The sequence below is a fragment of the Pseudoalteromonas sp. Angola-4 genome (assembly GCF_028599265.1).
GTDB classification, from domain to species: Bacteria; Pseudomonadota; Gammaproteobacteria; order Enterobacterales; family Alteromonadaceae; genus Pseudoalteromonas; species Pseudoalteromonas atlantica.
This window is the reverse complement of record NZ_JAQREK010000008.1, coordinates 25,950-50,696: the sequence shown is the minus strand read 5'-3', so window position 1 is coordinate 50,696 and position 24,747 is coordinate 25,950. Positions and strand designations below refer to the sequence as shown.

Here is a 24,747-nt window from a genome sequence, read left to right as displayed (position 1 = left end):
AAACCTGTTAAAAGCGCATTTACTGCGCTTTTTTATTACGTGTTTTTTAGCGTTGATGCTCGGTAGCACTTGCATCTGCCATGAGGTTTTCCAGCTCATCCTGAAGCTCAAATAGTTCAGGCTCAACGTTATCTAGCACGCAATCACTTTTAAGTGAGGTTTCTATGGTTTCTGCCAGTGATTTAAGCTTAGGCACACCGGTATAACAGCACGCGCCATGGAATTTGTGGATAACACTTAATACCGTTTGGCAATCGTTTTGCTCAATAGCTTCGTTGAGCTGCGAGAGTGTCTCTGGCACACTTTGTAACAGCATATTGAGCATTTCCAGCGCCAGCTCACCTTTGCCCCCTGCACGTTGTAGCGCAAGCGACCAATCTAAGCAGTTACTTTCAAATGGAGCAGGGCTTTGTGACGTTACACTTTTAATTTTGTCGCGGCTTACGGGCGATTGCGGACTATGATCGCATATAATTTGGCTCAGCATGTCCTCATCAATAGGCTTAGTTAAATAGCCTTTAAAGCCATCTTTTAATAGCTGCTCTTTTTCACTGTGCAGTGCATGCGCGGTTACCGCAATAATAGGTGTGTCTTCGTTTAAAGAAGACTCCTTAATAAGTTTACACGCGGTAATGCCATCCATAATCGGCATTTGTATGTCCATAAAAATAACATCGTACTTATGGCTTTTACTTAAGCTGTAGGCTTGCGAGCCATTATAAGCGGTGTCTATAAATTCAACTTGCTCTTTTAACAAGGTGCAAATAAGTTTTAAGTTTGCATCGTTGTCATCTACCACCAGTACTTTTAATGGTAATAATGTTTGGTCGCTTGGCTCAATATTTAAGGTTGGATGGTCAAGGCGATAAGGCGCAGCCAGTACTTCACATAATTTACGGTGATTAAGCGGCTTACTTAAGCACGCATCGGCACCGCTACCAATAAACGCTTCGCGCATATTATGCGATACAGTATTGAGCATAAGGTATAAATAATCGCACGACTCGCGAACCATATTCACATAGCTCTTAAGTCGCTGCATATCATCTACCGATGCCATATCACCAATAATACAAATATCGTACTTGAACATTTTATGTTTGATGGCGTCTAAAAACGCTGCTTCATTAAAACAGGCGGTTACAACCGCTTCCCACTCGTTTAATACAGAAAGCACTGAGTGGTGCGTATGCTCGTGTGGCTCTAGGTATAATATGCGTTTACCAATAAGTGATTTAGAAGGTAAGTCGTTACTAAAGGTATGATCAGGCAACCTAAACACACCATTAAAGGTAAAACAGGTGCCGCTTCCCGGGGCTGAATTTAGCGTTATTCGGCCATTCATAGCCTCTACAATGTGTTTGGTAATAATAAGACCTAAACCAGTGCCGCCAAATTTTCGGGTGATAGATGAATCTGCTTGGCCAAATGCAGTAAATAACGCATCTTGCTTATCCATTGGAATACCCACACCGGTATCGGTTACTGATACTAAAATAGAGGCGCGGTCTTCATCTAATAAGCGGTAGCTTATATCAACTTTTATAGAGCCTTTTTCAGTAAACTTAATGGCATTACTTAACAAGTTAATGAGTACTTGTTTAAGGCGAGTGGGGTCACCGGTTAAATCATCAGGCACTTGTGGGTTGATATAAATAGATAGCTCAAGTTGTTTTTCATGCGCCGAGGGAGCTAATAATGTCATAACCTCGTTTACGCTATCGCGAAGTTGAAACTGGATTGATTCAAGCTCCATTGCGCCTGCTTCAAGTTTAGAAAAATCTAAAATATCGCTAATAATCGTCAATAAGCTATTGGCAGAAAGTTCTATGGTATCGAGGTAGTCTTTTTGATGTTTATTTAAAGGTGTTTTATACAATTGGCGCGTAAAGCCAATAACCCCATTAAGCGGGGTGCGTAACTCGTGACTCATTTTAGCTAAAAAGTCGGACTTAACGCGGTTAGCATCTTGCGCCTCTTTTTTGGCCATGGTTAGCTGAATATTTGAGGTTTCGTATTGCTCTAGGGTTTCGCGGTAATCACTCGTGGCCTGATCAATATTTTTCTGCATTTCGTCTTTTTGCATAACCATAGTGTGGGCAATGGTATTAAGCCCTTCACGCAAAAGTTCAAATTCGCCCATCATGGTGTCGTTTAAACCCGTGTCTCTTTTACCTTCAACTAGTTTGTCGGTGGCAAGTACTAACTTATTAAGCGGGTTCATAAACATACGGCTAAGCTTAAGCGCTAAAATAGATGCCAATATTATTGAAAATAAAATAACAATGCCGCTAATTAAAACCGCTCGCTGCTGGCCTATAATCGCTTGGTCTTTATTAAGTTGTAAAATAACGGTGCCAAGCGGGGTTTGAAAATCATTAATATCCCATTTTGATACCGGCGCAGAGTGATTAAAAATTGGGGTGTAGAACGTGATTAACTCTTCTGATTTATTAATTTTTGTTGTGTGAAGATTTTCAATTTGTTCTTTTTGAGTTAGTTCATCAAACGAGCGATGATAGTTACTGGTCATAATAAGCTGATTGCTGGTATCAAAAATAGCAATCGATTTAATGGTTGGGGAGTGCTTATTGTGTGTGTAACTAATCAGACGGTTGAGCAGCTTTTTATTTTTTTCAAGTAAAGGCTGCTCTAAAGCAATTGCTAAGGGTTCAGATATTGAGCTGCCTTGCTGATATAAAATTTCATCAAGCTCAATGTAACGATTTATTGTAAAATAGCCGCCAAGTAACAAACCAATGATCACTGTGGGGATCAAGGTTAAGGTTAAAACAGAATCACGTAAGCCTAATTTGGTCATAATGGAAGCGTTATTATCATTATTAGTATGGATCGAGTATATACGGTTCATCGGCTATTCTCAAAGCATCTGATTTGCTTATACGTAATACAAAATTTAAGGTAATGCCGCATGGCGCAAATTTTTAAAGCAAAGAAAAAACCACTTAAACAGCAAACACTCACACTTAATATTACGGCCATGGATCATCAAGGGCGGGGCGTTGCCAAACACAATAATAAAGTGTGCTTTGTAAGCGGCGCTTTAATGAATGAAAAAGTAACGGCAAGCCTAATAGAAGATAAAGCCAAGTACAGTAGCGCAAAGCTGGTTAAGGTTATTAATCCAAGCGATGCGCGCACGCAGCCTTTTTGTCAGCATTATAATCACTGTGGTGGTTGCCAGTTGCAGCACCTAGAAATAAATCAGCAAGTGGTTGAAAAGCAAAATGCAGTGACGCAACTGTTTCAAAAATTTGCCAAATTAAGCGACTTAAATTGGCAAGCGCCTCTTTTAAGTAAGCCCACTCATTACAGACGCAGTGCGCGTATTGCCGTAATGTATGATAAAGCCGCTAAAAAAATGCGAGTTGGGTATCGTGCGCCTAGCTCTAAAAATGTGATTAGTATTGAGCAATGTGATGTGCTTAGTAAGGCATTTACTAACGTATTTAGTATTTTTGAAACGCTTATTAATCAATACAAAGCGCTACACAGTATAAGTCATTTGCAGTTGTGCCAAAACGAAGCTGGGAACTTTATTGTTATTCGCCATACTAAAGCGATACCAGATGAAGCCAAAAGCTACGTACAAGAAGCGGCAAACGCACAGCAGTGGTTAATTACCTGGCAAGACAACAGCGATGTTATAGAGCAGGCTCATTTGCCTACGCCGTATTATTTTTTAGAAAAGTTTAAATTAAAATTTGAATTTGGCCTTGGTAATTTTATTCAAGTAAATGATGATGTTAACCAAGCTATGTTAGCTCAGTCAGTAAATTGGCTTAACTTGCAAGGAAACGAGCAAGTATTGGATTTATTTTGTGGTATTGGTAACTTTTCATTAGTGCTAGCCCAGCATGCTAAATCGGTTATTGGAGTAGAAGGGGTTGCATCGGCGGTTGCAATGGCGACGCAAAATGCGCAAACTAACTCTATCACTAATGCGCACTTTCATTGTTTTGATTTAACGCAAAAAATTGAAACAGCACAATGGTTTAATAAGGCGCTAGACGTATTAGTATTAGACCCTTCTCGCACAGGTGCTATGGCTGTTTTAGAGCAACTACCTTTAAAGCAGTTTAAAACCATTTTATATGTCTCTTGCGATCCTGTTACTTTAGCCCGTGACAGTGCAATTATTTCGCAAGCAGGCTTTGAAGTTACTAAAATTGGGCTAATGAATATGTTTCCACATACAGGACACATAGAAACAATGGCGTTATTTCAACGGAGGTAAAGCGTTTTATGGTCGCTACACGTCAATCACATCAACAGGACGACACAGGTGACTTTGCTACTAGCCTAAAACAGTTAGCGTTATCGCAAGAGAAAATAACGCTACTAAACAAAGCGCAAGCATTGTGTGTTACATGTGACAACCAAGCACGGCAAAACACGGCCATAGAAATGGTCGAGATTTTAGCCGAGCTAAATTTAGATGCAGAATCTCTCGCAACCGCGTATCTCACGCATTATTACTTAAATGACTTAGTAGACCTTGAAACCGTAGAAGCACAACTTGGCAAAAATGTAGCCATGCTTTTAACTGGGGTTGCGCAAATGGCTGCTATTAGTACTTTATCGCACCAAGGTAAAGGCACTATGCAGGTAGATAACATTCGTAAAATGTTACTTACCATGGTTGAAGATGTGCGCGCTGTGGTGATTAAACTTGCTGAGCAAGTGTGCCATTTACGCAATGTAAAAAATGGCGATGAAGAAGAGCGTGTTATTGCCGCTAAAGAAACCGCAGATATTTTTGCCCCGTTAGCAAACAGGTTAGGTATAGGCCAGCTTAAGTGGGAACTAGAAGATTTATCGTTTAGGTATTTACACCCCGACACCTATAAAAGCATTGCTAAACAACTTGATGACAAGCGCCTTGCCCGTGAAGCCTATATGGAAGACATGGTCGCGCAAGTAAAAGCCCGCTTAAGCGAAGCCGGTATTGAGGCGCAAGTGTATGGCCGCCCTAAGCACATTTACAGCATTTATAAAAAAATGCAGCAAAAAAACTACGAGTTTGATCAGCTGTTTGATATTAGAGCAATGCGGATTGTTGTAGAGCGCCTGCAAGATTGTTACGGCGCGCTAGGTATTGTGCACACTAATTGGCGCCACCTTAATAAAGAGTTTGACGACTACGTTGCTACACCCAAACAAAATGGATATCAATCAATTCATACCGTGGTATTTGGCCCTGAAGGGAAAACCGTTGAAATACAAATACGCACCAGCGAAATGCACCAAGATGCAGAGCTAGGCGTAGCCGCGCACTGGATGTATAAAGAAGGCGCTTTACCTGGGCGTGGCTCAGGCTATGAGCAAAAAATTAGCTGGTTGCGCAAATTACTGCAATGGCAAGAAGAAGTGGTTGATGGGGGCGATTTAGCCGAAGAGCTTAAAAACCAAGTTGTAGAAGACCGCGTTTATATATTTACCCCAAGTGGCGATATCATCGATTTACCTGTTGGCGCTACACCGCTTGATTTTGCTTACTACATTCACTCAAATGTAGGGCACCGCTGTATAGGGGCTAAAGTATTTGGCAAAATAGTGCCGTTTACACATCAGCTATCAACGGGCGATCAGGTAGAAATTCTCACGCAAAAGCAGCCTAATCCAAGCCGCGATTGGCTAAATCCATCGCTTGGTTATATTAAATCGTCGCGTGCAAGGGCTAAAATCCATCATTGGTTTAAACAGCTCGACCGCGATAAAAACTTAAGCGCCGGTAAAGAGATTCTAGATAACGAACTGCAAAAGCTAGATTTAACCTACAAAGATTTAGACCCAGCTATTAAGCGCTTTAATTTTAAAGAACTAGATGACTTAATGGTTGCCATAGGTGCCGGCGATGTTCGCTTAAACCAAATGCTTAACTTTGTCAGTGATCGTACTGAAGAAGAACCCGTTATTCGTTTTAAAGCGCCAAGTAAAGTAACTGGCGATAAAAACGGCATTGTGGTGGATGGCGTGGGCAGCTTAATGAGCCACGTTGCTAAGTGTTGTCGCCCAGTACCTGGCGATAAAATAATTGGCTATATTACACAAGGCCGTGGCATTGGGGTACACCGCGAAGATTGCGATTCATTTAACAACTTAAAAGAGCAACACCCAGAGCGTGTTATATCGGTTAGTTGGTCAGATGAAATAAACGGCTCTTATGCGCTAAGTATAAAAATAGAAGCAAGCGATCGCTCAGGTTTAATTCGCGATATTAGCTCTGTACTGGCTAACGAAAAAGTAAATGTGATCAACATGAACGTTAATACTGTTGGGGCCGATCAGTTAGCGGTATTTACTATGCAAATAGAAGTGCATGACCTATCGGGCACAAACCGGGTTTTGTCTAAACTGCATCAAATTGAAGGTGTTCACAGTGCCAAGCGAAACCAATAAAATGGCAAACAGTAACGCCCTTGAGCAACTCCTCGATATTATGGCGTTGCTTCGCGATCCTACCGACGGTTGCCCGTGGGATCGCAAGCAAAACTTTAAATCGATTGTTCCGCACACGCTAGAAGAAGCCTTTGAAGTGGCCGACTGCATAGAGTCGGGAAATTTAAACGAGCTTAAAAATGAGCTGGGCGATTTACTGTTTCAAATCGTTTTTTACGCACAACTTGCCAAAGAGCAGGAGCTATTTGATTTTAACGACGTGGTTAGTGAGCTAAATAGTAAACTTACCCGCCGTCACCCTCATGTTTTTAACACCAAGCAAGCATTAACCGACGAGCAATTAGCAGAGCAATGGCAAGCAATTAAAGCACAAGAGCGTGCAGCAAAAGTACAGCCAAGCAAAGCCTCACTTTGGCAAGATATACCCACCAATATGCCAAGTCTAACTAAAGCTAAAAAAATTCAGCAGCGTGCTGCCGCACTTGGTTTTGATTGGCCAAGCTACCACGGGGCACTTGATAAAGTAAGTGAAGAGGTACTTGAAGTAAAAGAAGCGCTTGAGCACGACCCTTCATCCGATCATACAGCAGAAGAAATAGGCGACTTATTATTTGCCACAGTAAATGTGGCTCGCCATGTTAAACGCGACCCAGAGCAACTACTCAGACAAGCCAACGATAAGTTCTCGGCGCGCTTTGAAAAAGTGCAAGGTTATTTAATTGCAAAAGGTAAAAGTTTAGAGCGCGCAACGCTTGAGGAAATGGAAGAAGCATGGGAAGCCATTAAAAAAGCGAAATAAGATTAGCTCAGTACAACCTAATGTTAATCAACGAACATTTTTTGTGCGTCTAAACGCTATTTTTAGCTGGATTGCTCAACGCTGTTTTGGTACAATTTCGCCCCGTCTTGATGATATACCCAGAGTCTCTTTCTCGGGTGTTATATTCCTTTTAATTCCTGATATTCTAGGGTTCGCATGAGTACAAAATTTATCTTCGTTACTGGCGGGGTTGTTTCTTCGTTGGGTAAAGGTATTGCAGCAGCGTCATTGGCAGCTATTTTAGAGGCCCGCGGTTTAGATGTTACCATTTTAAAGCTGGATCCTTACATAAACGTTGACCCAGGCACAATGAGCCCAATTCAACACGGTGAAGTATACGTTACAGAAGACGGCGCCGAAACGGATCTTGATTTAGGTCACTACGAGCGTTTTATTCGCACCAAAATGACCAGCCGCAACAACTTCACACAAGGGCGAGTGTACGAAGATGTACTACGTCGTGAGCGCCGTGGTGAATACTTAGGTGCAACCATTCAGGTTATTCCACACATCACAAATGACATTAAGCAACGTGTATACGACGGTGCTGAAGGTCATGATATTGCGATTGTAGAAATTGGTGGCACAGTAGGTGATATTGAATCACAACCATTTATTGAAGCAATTCGTCAGTTAGGTACAGAAATTGGCCGCGAACGCGCGCTATTTATTCACCTAACGCTAGTGCCATTCTTAGGCCCTGCAGGCGAAGTAAAAACTAAACCAACACAGCACTCAGTTAAAGAGTTACGCTCTGTAGGTATTCAGCCAGATATTCTTATTTGTCGCTCAGACCGTAAATTGCCTAACAACGAACGTGCAAAAATTGCATTGTTCACAAACGTTGAAGAAAAAGCGGTTATTTCGCTTCCTGACGTAGACAGCATTTACAAAATTCCTGCGCTATTAAAATCACAAGAGCTAGATAACTTTGTATGTCGTCGTTTCCACCTTGACGCACCAGAAGCTGATTTAGTTGAATGGGAACAAGTACTTTATCAAGAGTCTAACCCGACTGGCGAAGTAACAATTGGTATGGTTGGTAAGTACATTGAACTACCAGATGCATACAAATCAGTTAACGAAGCACTAAAGCATGCAGGTCTTAAAAACCGTTTAACCATTAATATTGAATACGTTGACTCGCAAGACTTAGAAAGCAAAGGGGTAGAACTGCTTTCTCATCTAGACGCTATTTTAGTACCAGGTGGTTTTGGCGGCCGTGGTGTTGAAGGTAAAATTTTAGCAGCTAAGTATGCCCGTGAAAACAAAGTACCTTACCTAGGCATTTGTTTAGGTATGCAAGTAGCACTTATTGAATACGCACGTAATGTTGCAGGTTTAACCGACGCTAACTCAACTGAGTTTAATATTCACTCAAAAGCGCCAGTAGTGGGCTTAATTACAGAGTGGTTAGATGCTGAGGGTAACATTGAGATACGTGATGAAAAATCTGATTTAGGTGGCACCATGCGTTTAGGCGCACAAAAATGTCACTTAACGCCGGGTTCTAAGGTGCACGAAGTGTACGGCAATACAGAAATTATTGAACGTCACCGTCATCGCTACGAAGTAAACAACAACTTTGTAGAGCAATTAGAGCAAGCAGGCTTAAGCTTTACCGGTTTATCAGAAGATAAAAAACTAGTAGAGATCATCGAAAATAAAGATCACCCATGGTTTATTGCCGCGCAATTCCACCCGGAATTTACGTCAACACCACGTGATGGTCACCCGTTATTTGAAGGGTTTGTAGCAGCTGCTCATACTCATCAAAAAACGTCTTCGTAATTAAAAAAAGCCGTGCATATTGCACGGCTTTTTTGTCTAAAGGGCTGACTAAAAGATATAAAACGTAGTAAAGTTAGCTGAACTCACCATTTTGGGAATATAGAGGAATCAAGATGTCAGAAATCGTAAAAGTAATTGGTCGCGAAATTATGGACTCGCGTGGTAACCCTACTGTTGAAGCTGATGTATATTTAGCTGATGGTTCTTGGGGCCGCGCTGCCGCTCCTTCAGGTGCATCAACAGGTACTCGCGAAGCACTAGAGCTACGTGATGGTGACAAAGCCCGTTACTTAGGTAAAGGCGTATTAAACGCAGTTGGTTTTATTAACAACGAAATTGCGGATGCGCTAAAAGGCCAAAATGCATTAGAGCAAAGTGCTGTAGATAAAGTAATGCTAGATTTAGATGGCACCGAAAATAAAGAAAAACTAGGTGCAAATGCTATCTTAGCGGTATCACTAGCAACTGCAAAAGCCGCTGCACAATTTAAAAAAGTTGAGCTTTACGAGCACATCGCAGACTTAAACGGTACGCCAGGTGTTTACTCAATGCCGTTACCTATGATGAACATCATCAACGGTGGTGAGCACGCAGATAACTCTGTCGATATTCAAGAATTTATGATCCAACCTGTTGGCGCTGAAAACTTCCGCGAAGGCCTACGTATGGGCGCTGAAGTATTCCACAGCCTTGCTAAAGTATTAAAAGCAGACGGCCACTCTACAGCGGTAGGTGATGAAGGTGGTTTTGCACCAAACCTTGCATCAAACGAAGCGGCACTTGCTGCTATTAAAACAGCTGTAGCAAACGCAGGTTACGAGCTAGGTAAAGATATTACACTGGCTATGGACTGTGCAGCATCTGAGTTTTACGACAAAGAAGCAAACATTTACGATCTGAAAGGTGAAGGCAAAAAGTTCACTTCAGAAGAGTTTAACTACTTCTTAAAAGATCTAACTGAGCAATACCCAATTGTATCTATTGAAGATGGCTTAGATGAGTCAGATTGGGATGGCTTTGCACACCAAACTAAATTAATGGGCGATAAAATCCAATTAGTAGGCGATGATTTATTCGTAACTAACACAAAGATTTTAAAACGCGGTATTGATAACGGTATTGCTAACTCAATCCTAATTAAATTTAACCAAATTGGTTCCCTAACTGAAACGTTAGCAGCAATCAAAATGGCTAAAGATGCAGGCTTTACTGTTGTAATTTCGCACCGTTCTGGCGAAACAGAAGATGCAACTATTGCTGATTTAGCGGTAGGTACTGCTGCAGGCCAAATTAAAACAGGTTCATTGAGCCGCTCTGACCGTGTTGCTAAGTACAACCAACTTCTTCGCATTGAAGAAGCGCTAGGTTCTAAAGCACCTTACAACGGTCTTAAAGAAGTTAAAGGTCAGTAATTCTATTCTATATAGAATCTCATTTTTAATTTTAGATGATAAAATCCTCGCTAATGCGGGGATTTTTTATGCCTGATAATTTATCAAAGAGATGAGAATGCTTTGTAGGCGTTAAGCTTGCTAACGCGCGCACGCAGTGCGAAAAAGGATTTGCTTAACTCATAATATTTTCTGCACAGCTCAGAGCTGAAATTGCTGCTTTAAAATAGCTCCCGTAAAACTGGTTTTTAAATAAAAACCACGCGGTAAGGTTTTTATTGTTTGCCCATTTGGACCAATAGCATCGGTAACTACTTTGCTATTAGCGGCTTTAGGCCTAATTTGTATAGCATCCCCTAAATGGCCTGATATTTCATCAACTCGCCCAAGCGCTATTAACTCCATTTGTTCTTCCCAATCACGTTGTAGCAACGCATCTTGCTCAGGCGTAGGCTGCCATAAAAAACCACTGCCTATGGTTCTATCAAAAGGCGCAATATCGCGCTCACTCAATATAGGCAGCCATAAAACATGATTGAGTTTTTTACGCACAGCGCTTGTATGCCACGTCATGCCGGTTACATTTATCAGGGGGGTAACCGACACAAAAGTGGTTTCTAAGGGTTTTCCTTTATACGAAATAGGCAGTGTTTTTAATTCAATGCCTAAATCTTCAAAGTCGGGGAGGGGTTTTGAGCCTGCAGTAGCGCCTAACACGTATTCAATAAGTTGCCCGGTCCAGCCTTTTTCGCGTAATAGGTCGTCAGGGGTTTTAAAGCTGTATTGAGAGGCTAATTGCCCTAATGTTAAACCAGCAATAGCGTTTACGCGTTGCATTAAGTCATTAATTGAATGGGGTTTTGTTGGTCGCATGCTACTCATTTACCTTGAATAATTAACAGCGCCATGATAGCAAAACCCCCGTAAGGTGGATATCTTTGCTTTTGGTTGTTTTTTATACGCACTGTGTTTGGCGTAATTTTGCTCACCCCAAAAAGTCACAGTTTAACTGTAAGTGACTGACTAGCTTTAATATTTTCTATTAACTCATTCAGCTTTAATTAAGTTAGCAAATTCTATATGGGATAAATACAACTATATAAACATGTTTATCCACAGAATCTGTGGAGAAAGCGAGTTTTTAGATCTGCTATTGTGGACTTGTTTGCAAAATAGCCTTGTTTATCAAAAGTTATACACAAGCTGTGAGTAAATAGCACTAAACATAATAATCAAGGCATAGCTTAGCTTTTTTTGCTAAAAGTTGCGTGAATTAAGGGTTATTTTATCCTTGTAATTACTCAGTGCTCATTTAAGGTTAAGTCGTTATGCACAGTGTAAATAGTAAACGTGCGATTAGGGCGTGATGACTTTGGGGATAATAGTGTTTGCCGAATTGCAGCTAATGTGGAACAATCATTAAAAATCGACTTACAAATGAGGCACTAAGGTGATTGATGCCGAAGGTTTTCGTGCCAATGTCGGAATTGTAATTTGCAATAATCAGGGGCAGGTTTTTTGGGCTAGACGTTACGGTCAACATTCTTGGCAATTTCCCCAAGGCGGTGTTGATGACGGAGAAACACCCGAACAAACCATGTACCGTGAATTACACGAAGAAGTAGGTTTGCGACCAGAAGATGTAGAAATAGTTGCAAGCTCAAAACATTGGTTACGCTATAAATTACCCAAGCGATTAATTCGCCGCGACTCTAGTCCGGTGTGTATTGGGCAAAAACAAAAATGGTTTTTATTAAAGCTGCGTTGCAAAGATGAAGATGTAAACTTGCTTAAAACACATCATCCCGAGTTTGATGATTGGCGCTGGGTGAGTTATTGGTACCCAGTAAGGCAAGTGGTGTCGTTTAAACGCGATGTATACAGACGGGTGATGAAAGAGTTTGCACCGTTTGCAATGCCTTTTAATAAAAGAGAACATCATAAAGAACAGTGGCGACACAAAAGGTAGTAGCATAATTATAAAATAAGGAGCAGGTAATGCTGGCAACACTTAGAACTATTGCTGAGTCTGTTTCGCAACAAGCGAATTTAGACAGTGCCTTAGTGTGCTTTGTGAAAATGGTTAAAGAGGCCATGAAAACCCAGTGCTGCTCTATTTATTTTGCCGACTACAGCCAAGATAACTTTGTACTTATGGCAACCGAAGGCCTTAACCCCGACGCCGTAGGTAAGTTTAGAATTGGCTTTACCGAAGGGCTTGTAGGTTTAGTAGCCCAGCGTGAAGAGCCTATTAATATTGCTTTTGCAAAATCTCATCCGCGTTTTAAGCTCTCCCCCGAAGTAAACGAAGAAGGTTACAATGCCTTTTTGTCTGTACCTGTGGTGCATCAAAAAAAGGTATTGGGCGTTATTGTTGTACAACAAAAAATGGCGCGGGTTTTTAGCCAAGACGAAGAGTCGTTTTTAATTACCCTTTCAGCGCAGCTAGCCTCGCAACTTGCGCATGCTGAAATAAAAGAGCTTTTACGCCAAGACGAATCATCACACCAAACCTCAGTGCTCAAAGGGGTGTCGAGTGCGCCAGGTATTGGGATTGGCCAAGCCTTTGTGGTACTGCCTAAGCTTGATTTTAAATCTATAGAGCTAAAAAAAGATCCCGATAGCGCCGAGCAGCGCCGTTTGTTTACACAAGCCGTTGCTGCCACCCGCAAAGAATTTAATACCCTGTCTATGACCTTGAGTGACTCAATACCGCGAGAAGCCCTCGCGGTATTTGATGTATACCAACAATTACTTGATGCGAAAAGTTTAGGCCACAATGTTGAGGTACAGTTACAAGAGGGCTGGTGCGCAAAAAGCGCCTTAAAAATTGTTATTGAGCGGCTTATTTCGCAGTTTAATGCCATGCAAGACCCCTACATAAAAGAGCGCGCAGTTGATGTAAAAGACATAGGTTTAAGGGTATTACACCACCTTGTAAACACAGAGCACGCAGTAAAAGATTACCCACCCAATACCATATTAATTGCGAATACCTTAACGCCCGCCATGCTGGCTGAAGTACCCAACGGGCATTTAGCCGGTGTAGTGAGTGTGAATGGCTCAGCCAATAGCCATGCCTCTATATTAACCCGAGCGATGGGAATACCGGCTATTTGGGGGATTGAAGATTTACCCTTATTGCAATTTGATGCTAAACCAATGATTTTAGATGCCTTTGCAGGGCGTTTATATATTTCTCCTTCGCAAGTGTTACTCGATGAATACGCTCAGTTAAAGCACCAAGATAAACTACTCAATAATCGCTTTTTAGCAGAGCAAAGTGCGCAGTCGGTTACCTTAGATGGTGAGCAAATAAATTTAATGCTAAATGCAGGGCTTGAGCTTAATACCGATCAAAGTAGTGCGCATATTTGCGATGGGGTAGGGCTTTATCGTACCGAAGCATGGTTTATGCAAAAGGGGCAATTTCCATCGCAAGCTGAGCAAGAAAACTGGTATAGGGAGGTGCTAAAAAGTTACCATCCAGCGCCAGTGGTTATGCGAACCCTAGATATTGGTGGCGATAAAGTTTTAGATTACTTTAATATCACCGAAGAAAACCCCTTTTTAGGGTGGCGCGGCATACGCATAAGCCTTGACCACCCAGAGCTATTTTTAGATCAGCTCAAAGCTATGTTAAAAGCAAATATGGGTTTAGGTAATTTAAAAATAATGCTGCCTATGATCAGCGGTACAGAAGAGGTAGACGAAGCGCTCGCGTTATTTGAACAAGCTTATTTTGAACTGGCAGAAAAACACCCAGAGCAAAACTTGGAGCGCCCAGAAGTAGGCATTATGCTTGAAGTACCCTCAAGTATATTTATGCTCGACGAGTGGGCTAAAAAAGTGGATTTTTGCTCAGTGGGCAGTAACGATTTAACGCAATACTTACTTGCTGTCGATAGAGCAAATGCGCGAGTGGCTCAGTTATTTAACCCATATCACCCCGGCGTGTTAAGGGTATTAAATAAAGTAGCGAATGAATGTAATAAACACCGTTTACCCTTTAGTTTATGTGGCGAGCTAGGCGGCGAGCCAGAGGGCGCTATTTTACTCATTGCCATGGGCTATAGGCATTTAAGTATGAACATGTCGTCGTTAACGAAAGTAAAGTGGATTTTAAGGCGCTTAAATATTAACGATATGCAGCAATTACTCGCAGAGTGCTTAGTGCAATCGAACGCTAAACAGGTACTGCGCTTAACGCGCAATTTTATGATTGAACACCAATTAGGCGATCTGTTTTATACCGCCAAATAATGCAGCGCTTAAAGATGCTATTAACTTTATAATCCTTTAATATAGGCGCACGAAAAGGTATTTGAGAACACTATGTATGACTTAGCTTTACTCGTGGCCAGTTGTGCGCTACTTGGCTGTGTAGTTGGCTTTTTAGCTGGGCTATTAGGGATAGGCGGCGGTTTAATTATTGTGCCTGTTTTAAGTAGCTTATTACTGATGTTTGACGTTACTTCACCTGATCACGTATTAGTTATTTCTATTGCAACATCACTTGCCTCTATTTTATTCACTTCTACTTCTTCAGTCTTGGCTCATCATAAAAATGATAATGTGCCGTGGCAAATTGCACCGTGGGTTATGTCGGGTGTAGGCTTAGGCGCGTTAATAAGTGGCTTTGCCGCAAGTTTAATACCCGAACAAGCATTACGCAGCGTGTTTGCAATAAGTGTTGTGTTTATTGCAGGCAGAATGGTGTTGGCATCACGTAGTAAATCGCTTAAAGAAAAACCGCTACCAAAAGGGATTATTTTAGGGAGCATTTCTGCTCTTATGGGCGCGCTTTCTGGTTTAATAGGTATTGGTGGCGGCGCACTTATTGCCCCTATGCTTAATTACTTTTCAGTTGATATGAAAAAAGCGATAGGCTGTGCATCAGCGAGCGGCATTGTTATCGCACTATTTGGCTCTATTGGTTATATAAGCGCAGGCTGGCAGGTAACCGATTTAGCCCATGGGTTCGCAGGGTTTGTATACTTACCTGCATTATTTGGTATTGTAATAACATCGTGGTTTGTGGCGCCCTTAGGGGCTAAAGCAACTCATTATTTACCTGTTAATATAATAAAGAAAATTTTCGCGGTGTTGCTTGTGCTCATCGCACTTAAAATGGTTTTTAGCTAAAGGTTTATTTATGGCACTTGAGTTTCCTCAAATCGATCCAATAATTTTTTCTGTTGGACCGCTAAGCGTACGTTGGTACGGTTTAATGTATTTAATTGGTTTTGCATTTGCGATGTGGTTTGCTAATCGTCAAGCCGAAAAACCAAACTCTGGCTGGACTAAAGAGCAAGTTAGCGACTTGCTTTTTTACGGCATGCTAGGGGTTATTTTAGGCGGCAGAATTGGCTATGTATTGTTTTATCAGTTTAGTTACTTTTTAGAAAATCCATTATATTTATTTAGAATTGACCAAGGCGGTATGTCGTTCCACGGCGGAACATTAGGGGTTATTACCGCTATTATACTATTTGCAAAAACCCGCAAAAAATCACTATTCGCAGTGGGAGATTTTGTAGTGCCGCTGGTTCCGGTTGGCTTATTAGCAGGGCGTATTGGTAACTTTATAAATGGCGAGTTATGGGGCCGTGTAAGCGATGTGCCATGGGCAATGGTATTTCCAACGGGTGGGCCGCTTGCGCGTCACCCATCGCAGTTATACGAAGCCTTTTTTGAAGGGCTAGTCCTGTTTTTAATTTTATTATGGTTTATTAAAAAGCCTCGCCCTGCAGGCAGTGTAGCCGGTGTGTTTTTATTAGGATACGGCGTATTTAGATTTTGTATTGAATACTTCCGCCAACCAGATGCGCAGCTTGGCCTATTTGCCGATTTTATCTCAATGGGTCAAATACTCTCGTTACCTATGATAATTGGTGGCCTAGGGCTATTAATTTGGGCGTACAAAAAACCGCAACCTGTAACCGCAGCAAAGGCATAGTAAGAACAGATCATGAAACAATATTTAAAATTATGTCAGCGCATCGTTGACGAAGGTGTATGGGTAGAAAACAAACGCACAGGCACGCGCTGCTTAACCGTTATTAATGCCGACTTAGAATACGATGTAGGTAATAATAAATTTCCTATGATCACCACTCGTAAAAGTTACTACAAAGCCGCTATAGCAGAGCTTTTAGGTTATTTACGAGGGTACGATAGCGCAGCGCAATTTCGCGATATAGGCTGTAAAACTTGGGATGCAAACGCAAACGATAATAACGCATGGCTAAATAACCCTAACCGCAAAGGCGAGGACGACATGGGCCGCGTTTATGGCGTGCAAGGGCGTAATTGGCAGCGCCCAGATGGCTCAACGCTCGATCAGCTTGCTAAAGTAATAAATAACTTAAAAAACGGGATTGATGACAGAGGTGAAATAATTACCTTTTATAATCCTGGTGAGTTTGAGCTTGGTTGCTTGCGCCCATGTATGCACACGCATACGTTTTCGCTGCTTGGCGACACGCTGTATTTAACATCGTATCAGCGCAGTTGCGATGTGCCTCTAGGGCTTAATTTTAATCAAATTCAGTGCTTTGTATTACTGGCATTGGTAGCGCAAATTACCGGCCATAAAGCAGGTAAGGCGTATCATAAAATTGCTAACGCGCATATTTACGAAAACCAGTTACCGTTAATGCGCGATGTACAGCTAACACGTGAGCCGTTTGACTCACCGCAATTAAATATTAACCCAAACATAAAATCACTAGAAGATATAGAAACATGGGTAACACGAGACGATTTTGAAGTAGTAGGCTATCAATGCCACGAACCAATCCAATATCCGTTTTCAGTATAATAAGATTAAGGAGAACAAGATGAAAGCAGTGATCCCAGTAGCAGGCCTTGGAACGCGTATGTTACCTGCCACAAAAGCTATCCCTAAAGAGATGCTCCCAGTGGTAGACCGCCCGCTTATTCAATATGTAGTAAATGAAGCGGTAGCAGCAGGCGTTAAAGAGATTGTACTTGTAACGCACTCAAGTAAAAACTCTATCGAAAACCATTTTGATACCAGCTTTGAACTAGAAGCCACGCTTGAAAAACGCGTAAAGCGGCAATTACTTGCCGAAGTACAGGCAATTTGCCCTAAAGATGTGACCATTATTCACGTACGCCAAGGCGAAGCCAAAGGCTTAGGCCACGCAATTAACTGTGCAGCGCCAATTATTGGCAACGAACCCTTTGTGGTTATTTTGCCAGATGTAATTGTTGATGACGTAGAGAGCGACCTTAAAAAAGACAACCTAGCAGAGATGATCGCCCGTTTTGAAGAAACTAAGCACAGCCAAATTATGGTTGAGCCAGTACCAATGGACGAAGTAGACAAATTTGGTGTTGTTGATTTAGGTGACGTAGAGCTTCACCAAGGTGAAAGCTCGCCAATTATAAACATGGTAGAAAAACCGCCAGTAGATGAAGCACCTTCAAACCTATCTGTAGTAGGGCGTTATGTATTGAGCGAAAACATTTGGCCACTTCTTGCTAAAACGCCGCAAGGGGCTGGCAACGAAATTCAACTTACAGATGCAATTGCCATGCTAATGCAGCAAGAAAAAGTAGACGCGTACGCAATGAAAGGCCGCAGCCACGATTGTGGTAGTAAAATAGGCTACTTAAAAGCAACGATAGAGTTTGCTCTGCGCCGCGACGAGTTTGCAGATGATTTAAAAACATTTATTAAATCGTTAATTTAGTTTTTATTAAATTACCCACCAAGGCGCCTGTTTAGGCGCCTTTTTTAGTGCTAAATTATTAATACAAAAATAGGTATGGGTTTACTTAATTTTAACCACGCCAGTAATAAAGATGGTCTACGCTTAATTATGTTCTGAATTTGACTTGCGTTATATAGCAACATAACGTAATTTATATTGTAAAGTTTATGTTAATTGGCATCAAAGTTGTATTAAAAGCCAAACTCACGGAAGGGTCATGTTAATTTTATCTAAGCAGGTAAATTAGCGTGCGGGAGCAAAAATCGCTCATTGTTTAAATTGCTAAGTTAAACGCTTTCTTGTGAGAATGTTTAACTGAAATGTAAGTGCACAGGCACTGCTTTCAGGATAACGGGTACATGCTTAAATTAAAAAAATACTATAAACACTTTTTTGTATGCCTTTTTACGCTTACGTTTGGCACGGCGTGCTCTATTACGCCTACCGCTAAACCTGCTGTTGATAATGAAATACCTAACACCACGCCCGATTACGTATCGATAACTGCACTAGAGCTTGCGCAATTAAAAGATGCCGCAATGCAATGGCAGCAAGCACGCGCCGGTATAGAGCGTATTTTAAAGCTTGAAAAAGAAATTACTTACCTGGTTAATCACATAGATATAATAAACTCTAAAGCTATTGCACAATCTAATGCAAGCCCTGCCTACAGCAGCCGTTACACTCGCACGCCTTCGCGTACAACCAGTAATAAGCCACGTCGTCAGCAAACTTACAAAGCTGCTAACAATAACCAAAAGCAAACTATAAAGCTTAATACCCCTAAACATGTATTTGCATTACAAGTTGCCTCGGTTGATTCTAAGCAGGATGTAGCCAAAGCCTGGCAAGAACTAAATACCAAAGCAGCGCCACTATTTAGAGATAAAATATTAACCAACGTAGAAACCGCAAAAATAAATGATAAAACCTTTTATCGCTTAAAGCTTGGCTCTTATAAAAACCTTAAAAATGCCAAAGCCGACTGTGAAGTATTTAAAATGTATAAGCTCGACTGCATTGTAAGTAACTACACCGATAAGCCAATTAAACTTTAATAGTGATACCAACCCGCAATAATAAATAATCATTTGACGGGCCTAATCGAGTTGCGTTCTGCGTTAATAAATCTCGTTTAGAACAACTAAATAGCAATTTTTTTGCCTAGCTATCAATACGTTTTACTATCCTCATAATAGATTACTTAATTAAGCTAATTGGTATAAAAGCGCAATAGGCCGTAGCACGCGTGACTTGCTTAGCGTTGATTGGCTGTTAAAATAGCGCCCACTCTTACCCATATTAACAACATACTTATGCTGCACTACAAGGATTTTTTAGCCACATTAGTTTTAGGCTTTGCATTATCAAACAGTGCTCACGCACTAGCAACGGCCCAAAAGCAGGCGGTGCTCATTAAAAAAGATGACTTAGCCGTACTAAAAGAGTCAGCGCAGCAGTGGCAACAAACCAAGCCTCAACTAGAAAGACTGTTAAAGCTAGAAAGTGAATTACAGCGCACAGTAGATAAATTAAAACAACTTAACGCGCAGCCAAAACAACAGCAAACTAACCACTTAGCTGTTGTAAATACAAATGCGCTGTTTGCTGTGCAAGTGGGGGCATATAAAAATAAAGCGGTACTTGAAGCGGCTATAAAGCAATTTCAATCGGCCTCAAATAAGCTTGAAGTAAATACCGAGCAAGTACTGATTGACCAGCACACCTTTTATAGATTAAAGCTTGGTGCGTTTAAAACAAAAGAAGCAGCAAAGGATGCATGTAAGTCATTAATAAAAATTAATAACTGCTTTGTAACCTACTACGTCAAAACGCCTCAAAGTTAATTAACCTGAACTCTGGTTAAGAGCCTTACTAGCATATTGAACTATCTTGATACTTAAATTTATTATCTCTGGCTAGAGATAGGTTTATTATCCAGAGTTTAGGTTAATTAGGCATAATAATTGCTTCATCCTCGGTATGTTTTAAAGAGGACGGCAACTATGCGCCTTTTACTGCCTTTAGTATTGTTAAATTTAACTGCTTGCAATTTGGTTCCGCCCCCAGAGCCGAGTGTGCCTACTGACGCGCCAAAAGCAGCAATGGCCCCCTATACCGTTAACGAGTATGTAGCAAATCTAACCTCGCAGCTTAACCATGTAAATGGCGCTTTAAATGCCAATGCGCGCATTGGTGTGAGTAGCTTTTTTTATGCCGATGCTTTAGATACTAAGGTAGTAGCAGGGCAGGCCTCGGGTTTGAGCTTACAAATTCAAGAAAGCTTATTAACGCAATTTACCCAGCTTGGCTATCATACCGTTGAGTACCGCCTTGGCAATAACCTTATATTAGCGCAAAACGCAGACAGCATATTAAGCCGCGACTTAAGTAAATTACGCAATCGCCAAAATATTGACTTAGTCATCACCGGCACTGTAACGCGACAACAGCATGCTTATATAGTTAATGCACGACTCGTTAATATTGAAAACAAGCAAGTACTGTCGGCAGGCAGCACAGAGATCCCTATAAATGTAATGTGGGGAAATGAAAAAATTCAGCAGCGTGACGGCTCTTTGTACCGCAGCGAATATTAATCAGGAGCACACCATGAGAAACCTATTAATTACCCTATGTTTGCCATTAGGCTTTGGCTGTTCGCAAATGTTAAATTCGCTACATTCAGAGCCAGAGCAGGTTGAGCAAGACAATGCAGCCCAGCTTGTTTCAGAGCAACGTGCGGTAAAAGCACCTGCACCAAATGAAGCGTTATTTCAGTCTAATTTAAACAAGCAAAGTAACTACACCAAAAGTGCCCCCGCAAAACGCAAAAATATAAACCATTATGTGCGCGGGATAATGCAAGACATGGTCGAAAACCTGCAATACGTAAACGACAAAACGCCACTTGCCGTTTCTAGCTTTGTATTTTTAGATGATGACTACAGCGATGGAAGCCTGTTAGGTAACCAAATAGCCGAAAGCTTTATGCATGAACTGCATAGTTTTGGAGTACCGGTTATCGATTTTAAAACCACCGATTATATGCGAGTAACCCCCGCAGGCGACTTTGTATTTAGCCGCGACTACCTAGAGCTAAACCAAGATCAAAACTTTAATTACGTATTAGCAGGAACACTTGTGAGCCACCAAGGCGGCGTACTGGTAAATGCTCGAATAGTGGGCATTAAAAGTAAAGCGGTAGTGGGCAGTGCGCAAGGGTTTATTCCTCAATCAGTGGTGGATGCGCTAAACAGTAGCTATCGCACCGACGGAATTATGCTTAAACAAGCCAGCGAGTGAGGTTGACCATGTTTTACAAACTATCTGCTATAGCAGGGCTAACGGCAACGTTAGCATTAACTGGCTGTTCAATAACGCAAAATAATGAGCATAACGAAAGCATAAACACGCGCTCAGACTACACCGTGGTAACGCAAAGTAGCCAACCAACGCCAGTGTATGCCAACCAATCTGTGCAGCAGCAAAGTGAGTACGACACAGCAAGGCAGTTTACACCGCTTAAACACCACAAAACGCTGGCAAACTATGTAGAGCAAATGGCGCTGGATTTAGTCGATACGCTTGAAGCCGAAGCGCCCGATAACAACAGCATCAACATAGCGGTTACCACCATTGTAGATTTAGACGCATCGCTTAATAAAAGTAATCAGTTGGGTAATCAATTAGCAGAGACGTTTATTCATCAGCTGCAAAAATTTGGCTACGGCGTGGTAGATTTTAAAACCATGGACAACATTGATGTATCAAACAGAGGCGACTTTGTGTTATCTCGCGATATAGAAAAGCTAAGCGAAAGCAGCATGGCTAACTATGTATTAGCAGGTACGTTAATTTACCGCCCAAATGGCGTAGCAGTAAACACCCGCGTTATAAATGTTCACAGCAAACATATTGTAGCAAGCAGCCGCAAACTCATACCACTGTACGTGTTAAACAAAGAAGATATATATTTATCAAGCAATTAAGTTAATTTTAGCTTGATATGAAAAACAAGATGCCGTTATAATTTTTGTAAGCTGTAAGCTCGATGCGGCCTCTTAGTTAAATGGATATAACGGCCCCCTCCTAAGGGGCAGTTGCAGGTTCGATTCCTGCAGGGGCTACCAATTCATGTTTTCCATAGTAATTCATATTAGTTTATATTGACTCGTATTAAGTCAGCCTCCCTTCTTATCTCTTGTGTTTAAAGGTTTTGATGGTATCTCCTGAACGAACTTAAACGTTCATGATGGCTTTCTATATTCCATATCTTTAGTTACACTCATAGTTACACCGAATCGTTTTGTCGATTTTGATGTAACTAAAACCGCTGTAATTCAGTTAAGCGGATGAAAATTAAAGGAAGAATGCGGATCGTGATTTTAATATCCCATTTTAAGGGTTGGCTACCTGTTCGATAGTGGAGTGAAAACGTGCCTAGATTAACAACTCCTTTGAATGATACGCAGATAAAAAATGCGAAACCAAAAGCAAGTGAATACCTGTTGTCAGATGGTGGCGGGTTAGGCTTGCGTATAAAAAAGAATGGCTCTAAAACGTGGCTGTTTAATTACTACCGTCCGCACATCAAAAAGCGAGCCCAAATAAGTTTTGGTGTTTACCCTGCGGTAACATTAGCAGCGGCTAGAAAAAAACGTGATGAGGCAAGGGCGTTACTTGCTGATGATATTGACCCTAAGGAATATAGGGAAGAAATTCAGAGCACCAAAGCAACTGAGGCAAAGAATACCTTTGAAGCAGTAGCAGCTGAATGGCTAAAGCTAAAAACAGTAAAAGTAAGTGAGCGGCACTCATTTAATATTTTACGAGGATTTGAAATACATGTTTATCCTGCGCTTGGTAAAGTGCCGATAAGTAAATTATCCGCACAGTTAACCATTGAAACGCTGCGCCCTTTAGAGGCAGCGAATAAGCTCGATATGCTAGGCCGCTTATGCCAGCGTATTAATGAAGTGATGGATTATGCGGTTAATACTGGGCGTATGCCGATCAATCATCTTCACAGTATCGCTAAAGCGTTTGATACTGTTAAGCATACTAATATGCCTACGGTAGCCCCTGAACAGCTGCCAATGCTTTTAGCAACCGTTAACGATGCTCGTTTAAAGCTTATTACTAAATGCTTATTTGAGTGGCAGTTACATACAATGGCTAGGCCGTCAGAGGCAGCGGGGGCAATGTGGAATGAAATTGATTTTGATAATCAAGTGTGGAACATACCTGCTGAGCGTATGAAAAAGCGCAAACCGCAAGCAATTCCTTTAACTCCGCAGGTATTAGCCCTATTAGAGTATTTAAAACCTATTAGCGGTCACCGTGATTTTATATTCCCTTCTGATAACAACCCACGTACCCACCTAAGCCGAGAGACATTAGGCGCAGCGCTCAGGCGTATGGGTTTACAAGGCAAGCAGACAGCCCACGGCTTACGCGCACTAGCGAGTACCACTTTAAACGCACAAGGTTTTGACTCTGATTTAATTGAGGCAGCACTAGCGCATGTAGATAAAAACCAAGTGCGCGCAGCCTACAACCGAACCGACTATTTAGAACGCAGACGTAAAATGATGTGCTGGTGGTCTGCTCATATTGAAGCGGCTAGTAAGGGTGATTACTCGGTCACTGGCAACCAGCATTTAAAAGTAGTCTAAGGATTAGCTAATGGATGAATTTATTAGTGTAGATGAAGCATTAGAGGTGCTTTTTGATAAAGCAGATATGGACGATAGCAGTAAAATAAAACGCTTTTTCCGGTATTACAACAGAGGGAAAGTTGATTTTTATACTGAGTTATTTGGTCGGCATAGTCGTTATGGTGTGCGCGAAAATCAAAAGGAAAGCCCTGAAAGTTTAGAAAAGTTAGAAGGTTTCTTTAAGTTGAACCGACAGCATTGTGATGAGTATTTTCATGAATTATTGCTTTTACATTTAGGTGTAGAGTTCAAAGATAATGATGTTGAAGCGGGTAGCAATGTTATTGACCCCTACGATCATCACCAGTTCTATGAGAGCTTTAGTATTGGGTTGGTGGAAGATATGGAAGGGCAAGTTTGGAAGTTAAAAGCTCAAGAGCCAACAGAATATAAAGGAATTGAAGTACATCATACTCACCCTATACACCCTCAAGTTGATGACTTATTAATTAAGGCTGATCAAGCAGCAATATTAAGAGGGGCAATTAAACCAAAAAAAGAGCCGCACAATCGTTTCGATATTATAGATAAAAGTAATAGGGAAAGAATGGAAATACTGGGGGCTGCTCTAGCTGTATTATCTGAATTTAGGGGGGAGTGTGTAACAAAAACCACTGGAAAAGTGGCTGGCGCAAAGGTGGCTAAGTTAGTTGATATAAAAGCGCAGCTATTCTGGCCTGAAACATTGGAGCCTCCACAAGATAAGGGGTCGATTGAAAAGATAATTAATGAATGGTTGAACAAAGCAAGATAAATGTTGTTTTGAATCATATTCTTATGTTTATTTTTAGAAAGTTAAGTTTTGAAATCAGAAACCTAAAGTTAGCTGTCGTGTAATTTATTTTTGAGCCCTTAATATT

Annotated in this window: 20 protein-coding genes and 1 tRNA gene; 19 read left to right on the top strand and 2 right to left on the bottom strand. The window is 41.3% G+C overall.

From position 1 onward, the window contains the following. Positions 1 to 46: 46 nt before the first annotated feature. Positions 47 to 2,821, bottom strand: a complete 2,775-nt coding sequence (barA, locus tag PSH48_RS11040; RefSeq protein ID WP_024033078.1) for a two-component sensor histidine kinase BarA — start codon at positions 2,819 to 2,821, stop codon at positions 47 to 49. A 111-nt stretch (positions 2,822 to 2,932) separates the two neighbouring features. Here barA and rlmD point away from each other — a divergent pair, with 111 nt between their 5' ends. The 5 genes from rlmD (at position 2,933) to eno (ending at position 10,446) form a co-directional block, all read left to right on the top strand. Beyond that, positions 2,933 to 4,258: a 23S rRNA (uracil(1939)-C(5))-methyltransferase RlmD gene (gene rlmD, locus PSH48_RS11035; RefSeq protein WP_273611573.1), complete on the top strand. Its 1,326-nt coding sequence runs from the start codon at positions 2,933 to 2,935 to the stop codon at positions 4,256 to 4,258. An 8-nt stretch (positions 4,259 to 4,266) separates the two neighbouring features. Then, positions 4,267 to 6,423: a GTP diphosphokinase gene (gene relA / locus PSH48_RS11030; protein ID WP_024033076.1), complete on the top strand. Its 2,157-nt coding sequence runs from the start codon at positions 4,267 to 4,269 to the stop codon at positions 6,421 to 6,423. A gap of 1 nt (position 6,424) precedes the next feature. Next, on the top strand, positions 6,425 to 7,222 hold the full coding sequence (gene mazG, locus PSH48_RS11025) for a nucleoside triphosphate pyrophosphohydrolase (protein ID WP_273611613.1): 798 nt from the start codon (positions 6,425 to 6,427) through the stop codon (positions 7,220 to 7,222). A 177-nt stretch (positions 7,223 to 7,399) separates the two neighbouring features. Next, positions 7,400 to 9,034 (top strand): CTP synthase, encoded by a 1,635-nt coding sequence (locus tag PSH48_RS11020; RefSeq protein ID WP_004586236.1) that lies wholly within the window; start codon positions 7,400 to 7,402, stop codon positions 9,032 to 9,034. 113 nt (positions 9,035 to 9,147) lie between these two features. Then, positions 9,148 to 10,446 carry a phosphopyruvate hydratase gene (gene eno / locus PSH48_RS11015; RefSeq protein WP_029771921.1) on the top strand — a complete coding sequence of 433 codons (1,299 nt, stop codon included), beginning with the start codon at positions 9,148 to 9,150 and terminating at the stop codon, positions 10,444 to 10,446. 180 nt (positions 10,447 to 10,626) lie between these two features. Here the strand turns inward: eno and mutH are convergent, their stop codons facing one another. Further along, positions 10,627 to 11,298, bottom strand: coding sequence for a DNA mismatch repair endonuclease MutH (mutH, locus tag PSH48_RS11010; RefSeq protein WP_004586238.1), 672 nt, complete (start codon positions 11,296 to 11,298; stop codon positions 10,627 to 10,629). Between the two features lie 577 nt (positions 11,299 to 11,875). On the opposite strand from mutH, the gene rppH reads away from it, so the two are divergent. The 14 genes from rppH to PSH48_RS10940 all read left to right on the top strand — a co-directional run bounded on the left by rppH (position 11,876) and on the right by PSH48_RS10940 (position 24,641). Then, complete coding sequence (gene rppH / locus PSH48_RS11005) at positions 11,876 to 12,394, top strand: RNA pyrophosphohydrolase (RefSeq protein WP_004586239.1); 519 nt, start codon at positions 11,876 to 11,878, stop codon at positions 12,392 to 12,394. 29 nt (positions 12,395 to 12,423) lie between these two features. Then, complete coding sequence (gene ptsP, locus PSH48_RS11000; RefSeq protein ID WP_273611572.1) at positions 12,424 to 14,688, top strand: phosphoenolpyruvate--protein phosphotransferase; 2,265 nt, start codon at positions 12,424 to 12,426, stop codon at positions 14,686 to 14,688. 72 nt (positions 14,689 to 14,760) lie between these two features. Next, entirely contained in the window at positions 14,761 to 15,570 is an 810-nt protein-coding gene (locus tag PSH48_RS10995) for a sulfite exporter TauE/SafE family protein (RefSeq protein ID WP_054982694.1), read from the top strand. 10 nt (positions 15,571 to 15,580) lie between these two features. Continuing rightward, positions 15,581 to 16,384 (top strand): prolipoprotein diacylglyceryl transferase, encoded by an 804-nt coding sequence (gene lgt / locus PSH48_RS10990; protein ID WP_004586242.1) that lies wholly within the window; start codon positions 15,581 to 15,583, stop codon positions 16,382 to 16,384. Positions 16,385 to 16,396: 12 nt separating this feature from the next. Further along, positions 16,397 to 17,248, top strand: a complete 852-nt coding sequence (locus PSH48_RS10985) for a thymidylate synthase (protein WP_004586243.1) — start codon at positions 16,397 to 16,399, stop codon at positions 17,246 to 17,248. A gap of 19 nt (positions 17,249 to 17,267) precedes the next feature. Beyond that, positions 17,268 to 18,146 (top strand): UTP--glucose-1-phosphate uridylyltransferase GalU, encoded by an 879-nt coding sequence (gene galU, locus PSH48_RS10980; protein WP_004586244.1) that lies wholly within the window; start codon positions 17,268 to 17,270, stop codon positions 18,144 to 18,146. 380 nt (positions 18,147 to 18,526) lie between these two features. Then, entirely contained in the window at positions 18,527 to 19,225 is a 699-nt protein-coding gene (locus tag PSH48_RS10975) for an SPOR domain-containing protein (RefSeq protein WP_029771919.1), read from the top strand. A 258-nt stretch (positions 19,226 to 19,483) separates the two neighbouring features. Beyond that, positions 19,484 to 20,014: an SPOR domain-containing protein gene (locus PSH48_RS10970; RefSeq protein ID WP_273611571.1), complete on the top strand. Its 531-nt coding sequence runs from the start codon at positions 19,484 to 19,486 to the stop codon at positions 20,012 to 20,014. Between the two features lie 159 nt (positions 20,015 to 20,173). Continuing rightward, the gene (locus PSH48_RS10965) at positions 20,174 to 20,767 is read left to right on the top strand and encodes a FlgO family outer membrane protein (RefSeq protein WP_273611570.1); all 594 of its coding nucleotides are present in this window, start codon (positions 20,174 to 20,176) and stop codon (positions 20,765 to 20,767) included. A gap of 13 nt (positions 20,768 to 20,780) precedes the next feature. Next, positions 20,781 to 21,473, top strand: coding sequence for a FlgO family outer membrane protein (locus PSH48_RS10960; RefSeq protein WP_004586248.1), 693 nt, complete (start codon positions 20,781 to 20,783; stop codon positions 21,471 to 21,473). Positions 21,474 to 21,481: 8 nt separating this feature from the next. Beyond that, positions 21,482 to 22,159: a FlgO family outer membrane protein gene (locus tag PSH48_RS10955; protein WP_273611569.1), complete on the top strand. Its 678-nt coding sequence runs from the start codon at positions 21,482 to 21,484 to the stop codon at positions 22,157 to 22,159. A 66-nt stretch (positions 22,160 to 22,225) separates the two neighbouring features. Next, positions 22,226 to 22,300: transfer RNA gene (locus PSH48_RS10950), tRNA-Arg, on the top strand. 306 nt (positions 22,301 to 22,606) lie between these two features. Further along, entirely contained in the window at positions 22,607 to 23,845 is a 1,239-nt protein-coding gene (locus tag PSH48_RS10945; protein ID WP_273611568.1) for an integrase domain-containing protein, read from the top strand. 10 nt (positions 23,846 to 23,855) lie between these two features. Then, positions 23,856 to 24,641: a hypothetical protein gene (locus PSH48_RS10940; protein WP_273611567.1), complete on the top strand. Its 786-nt coding sequence runs from the start codon at positions 23,856 to 23,858 to the stop codon at positions 24,639 to 24,641. Positions 24,642 to 24,747 lie beyond the last annotated feature (106 nt).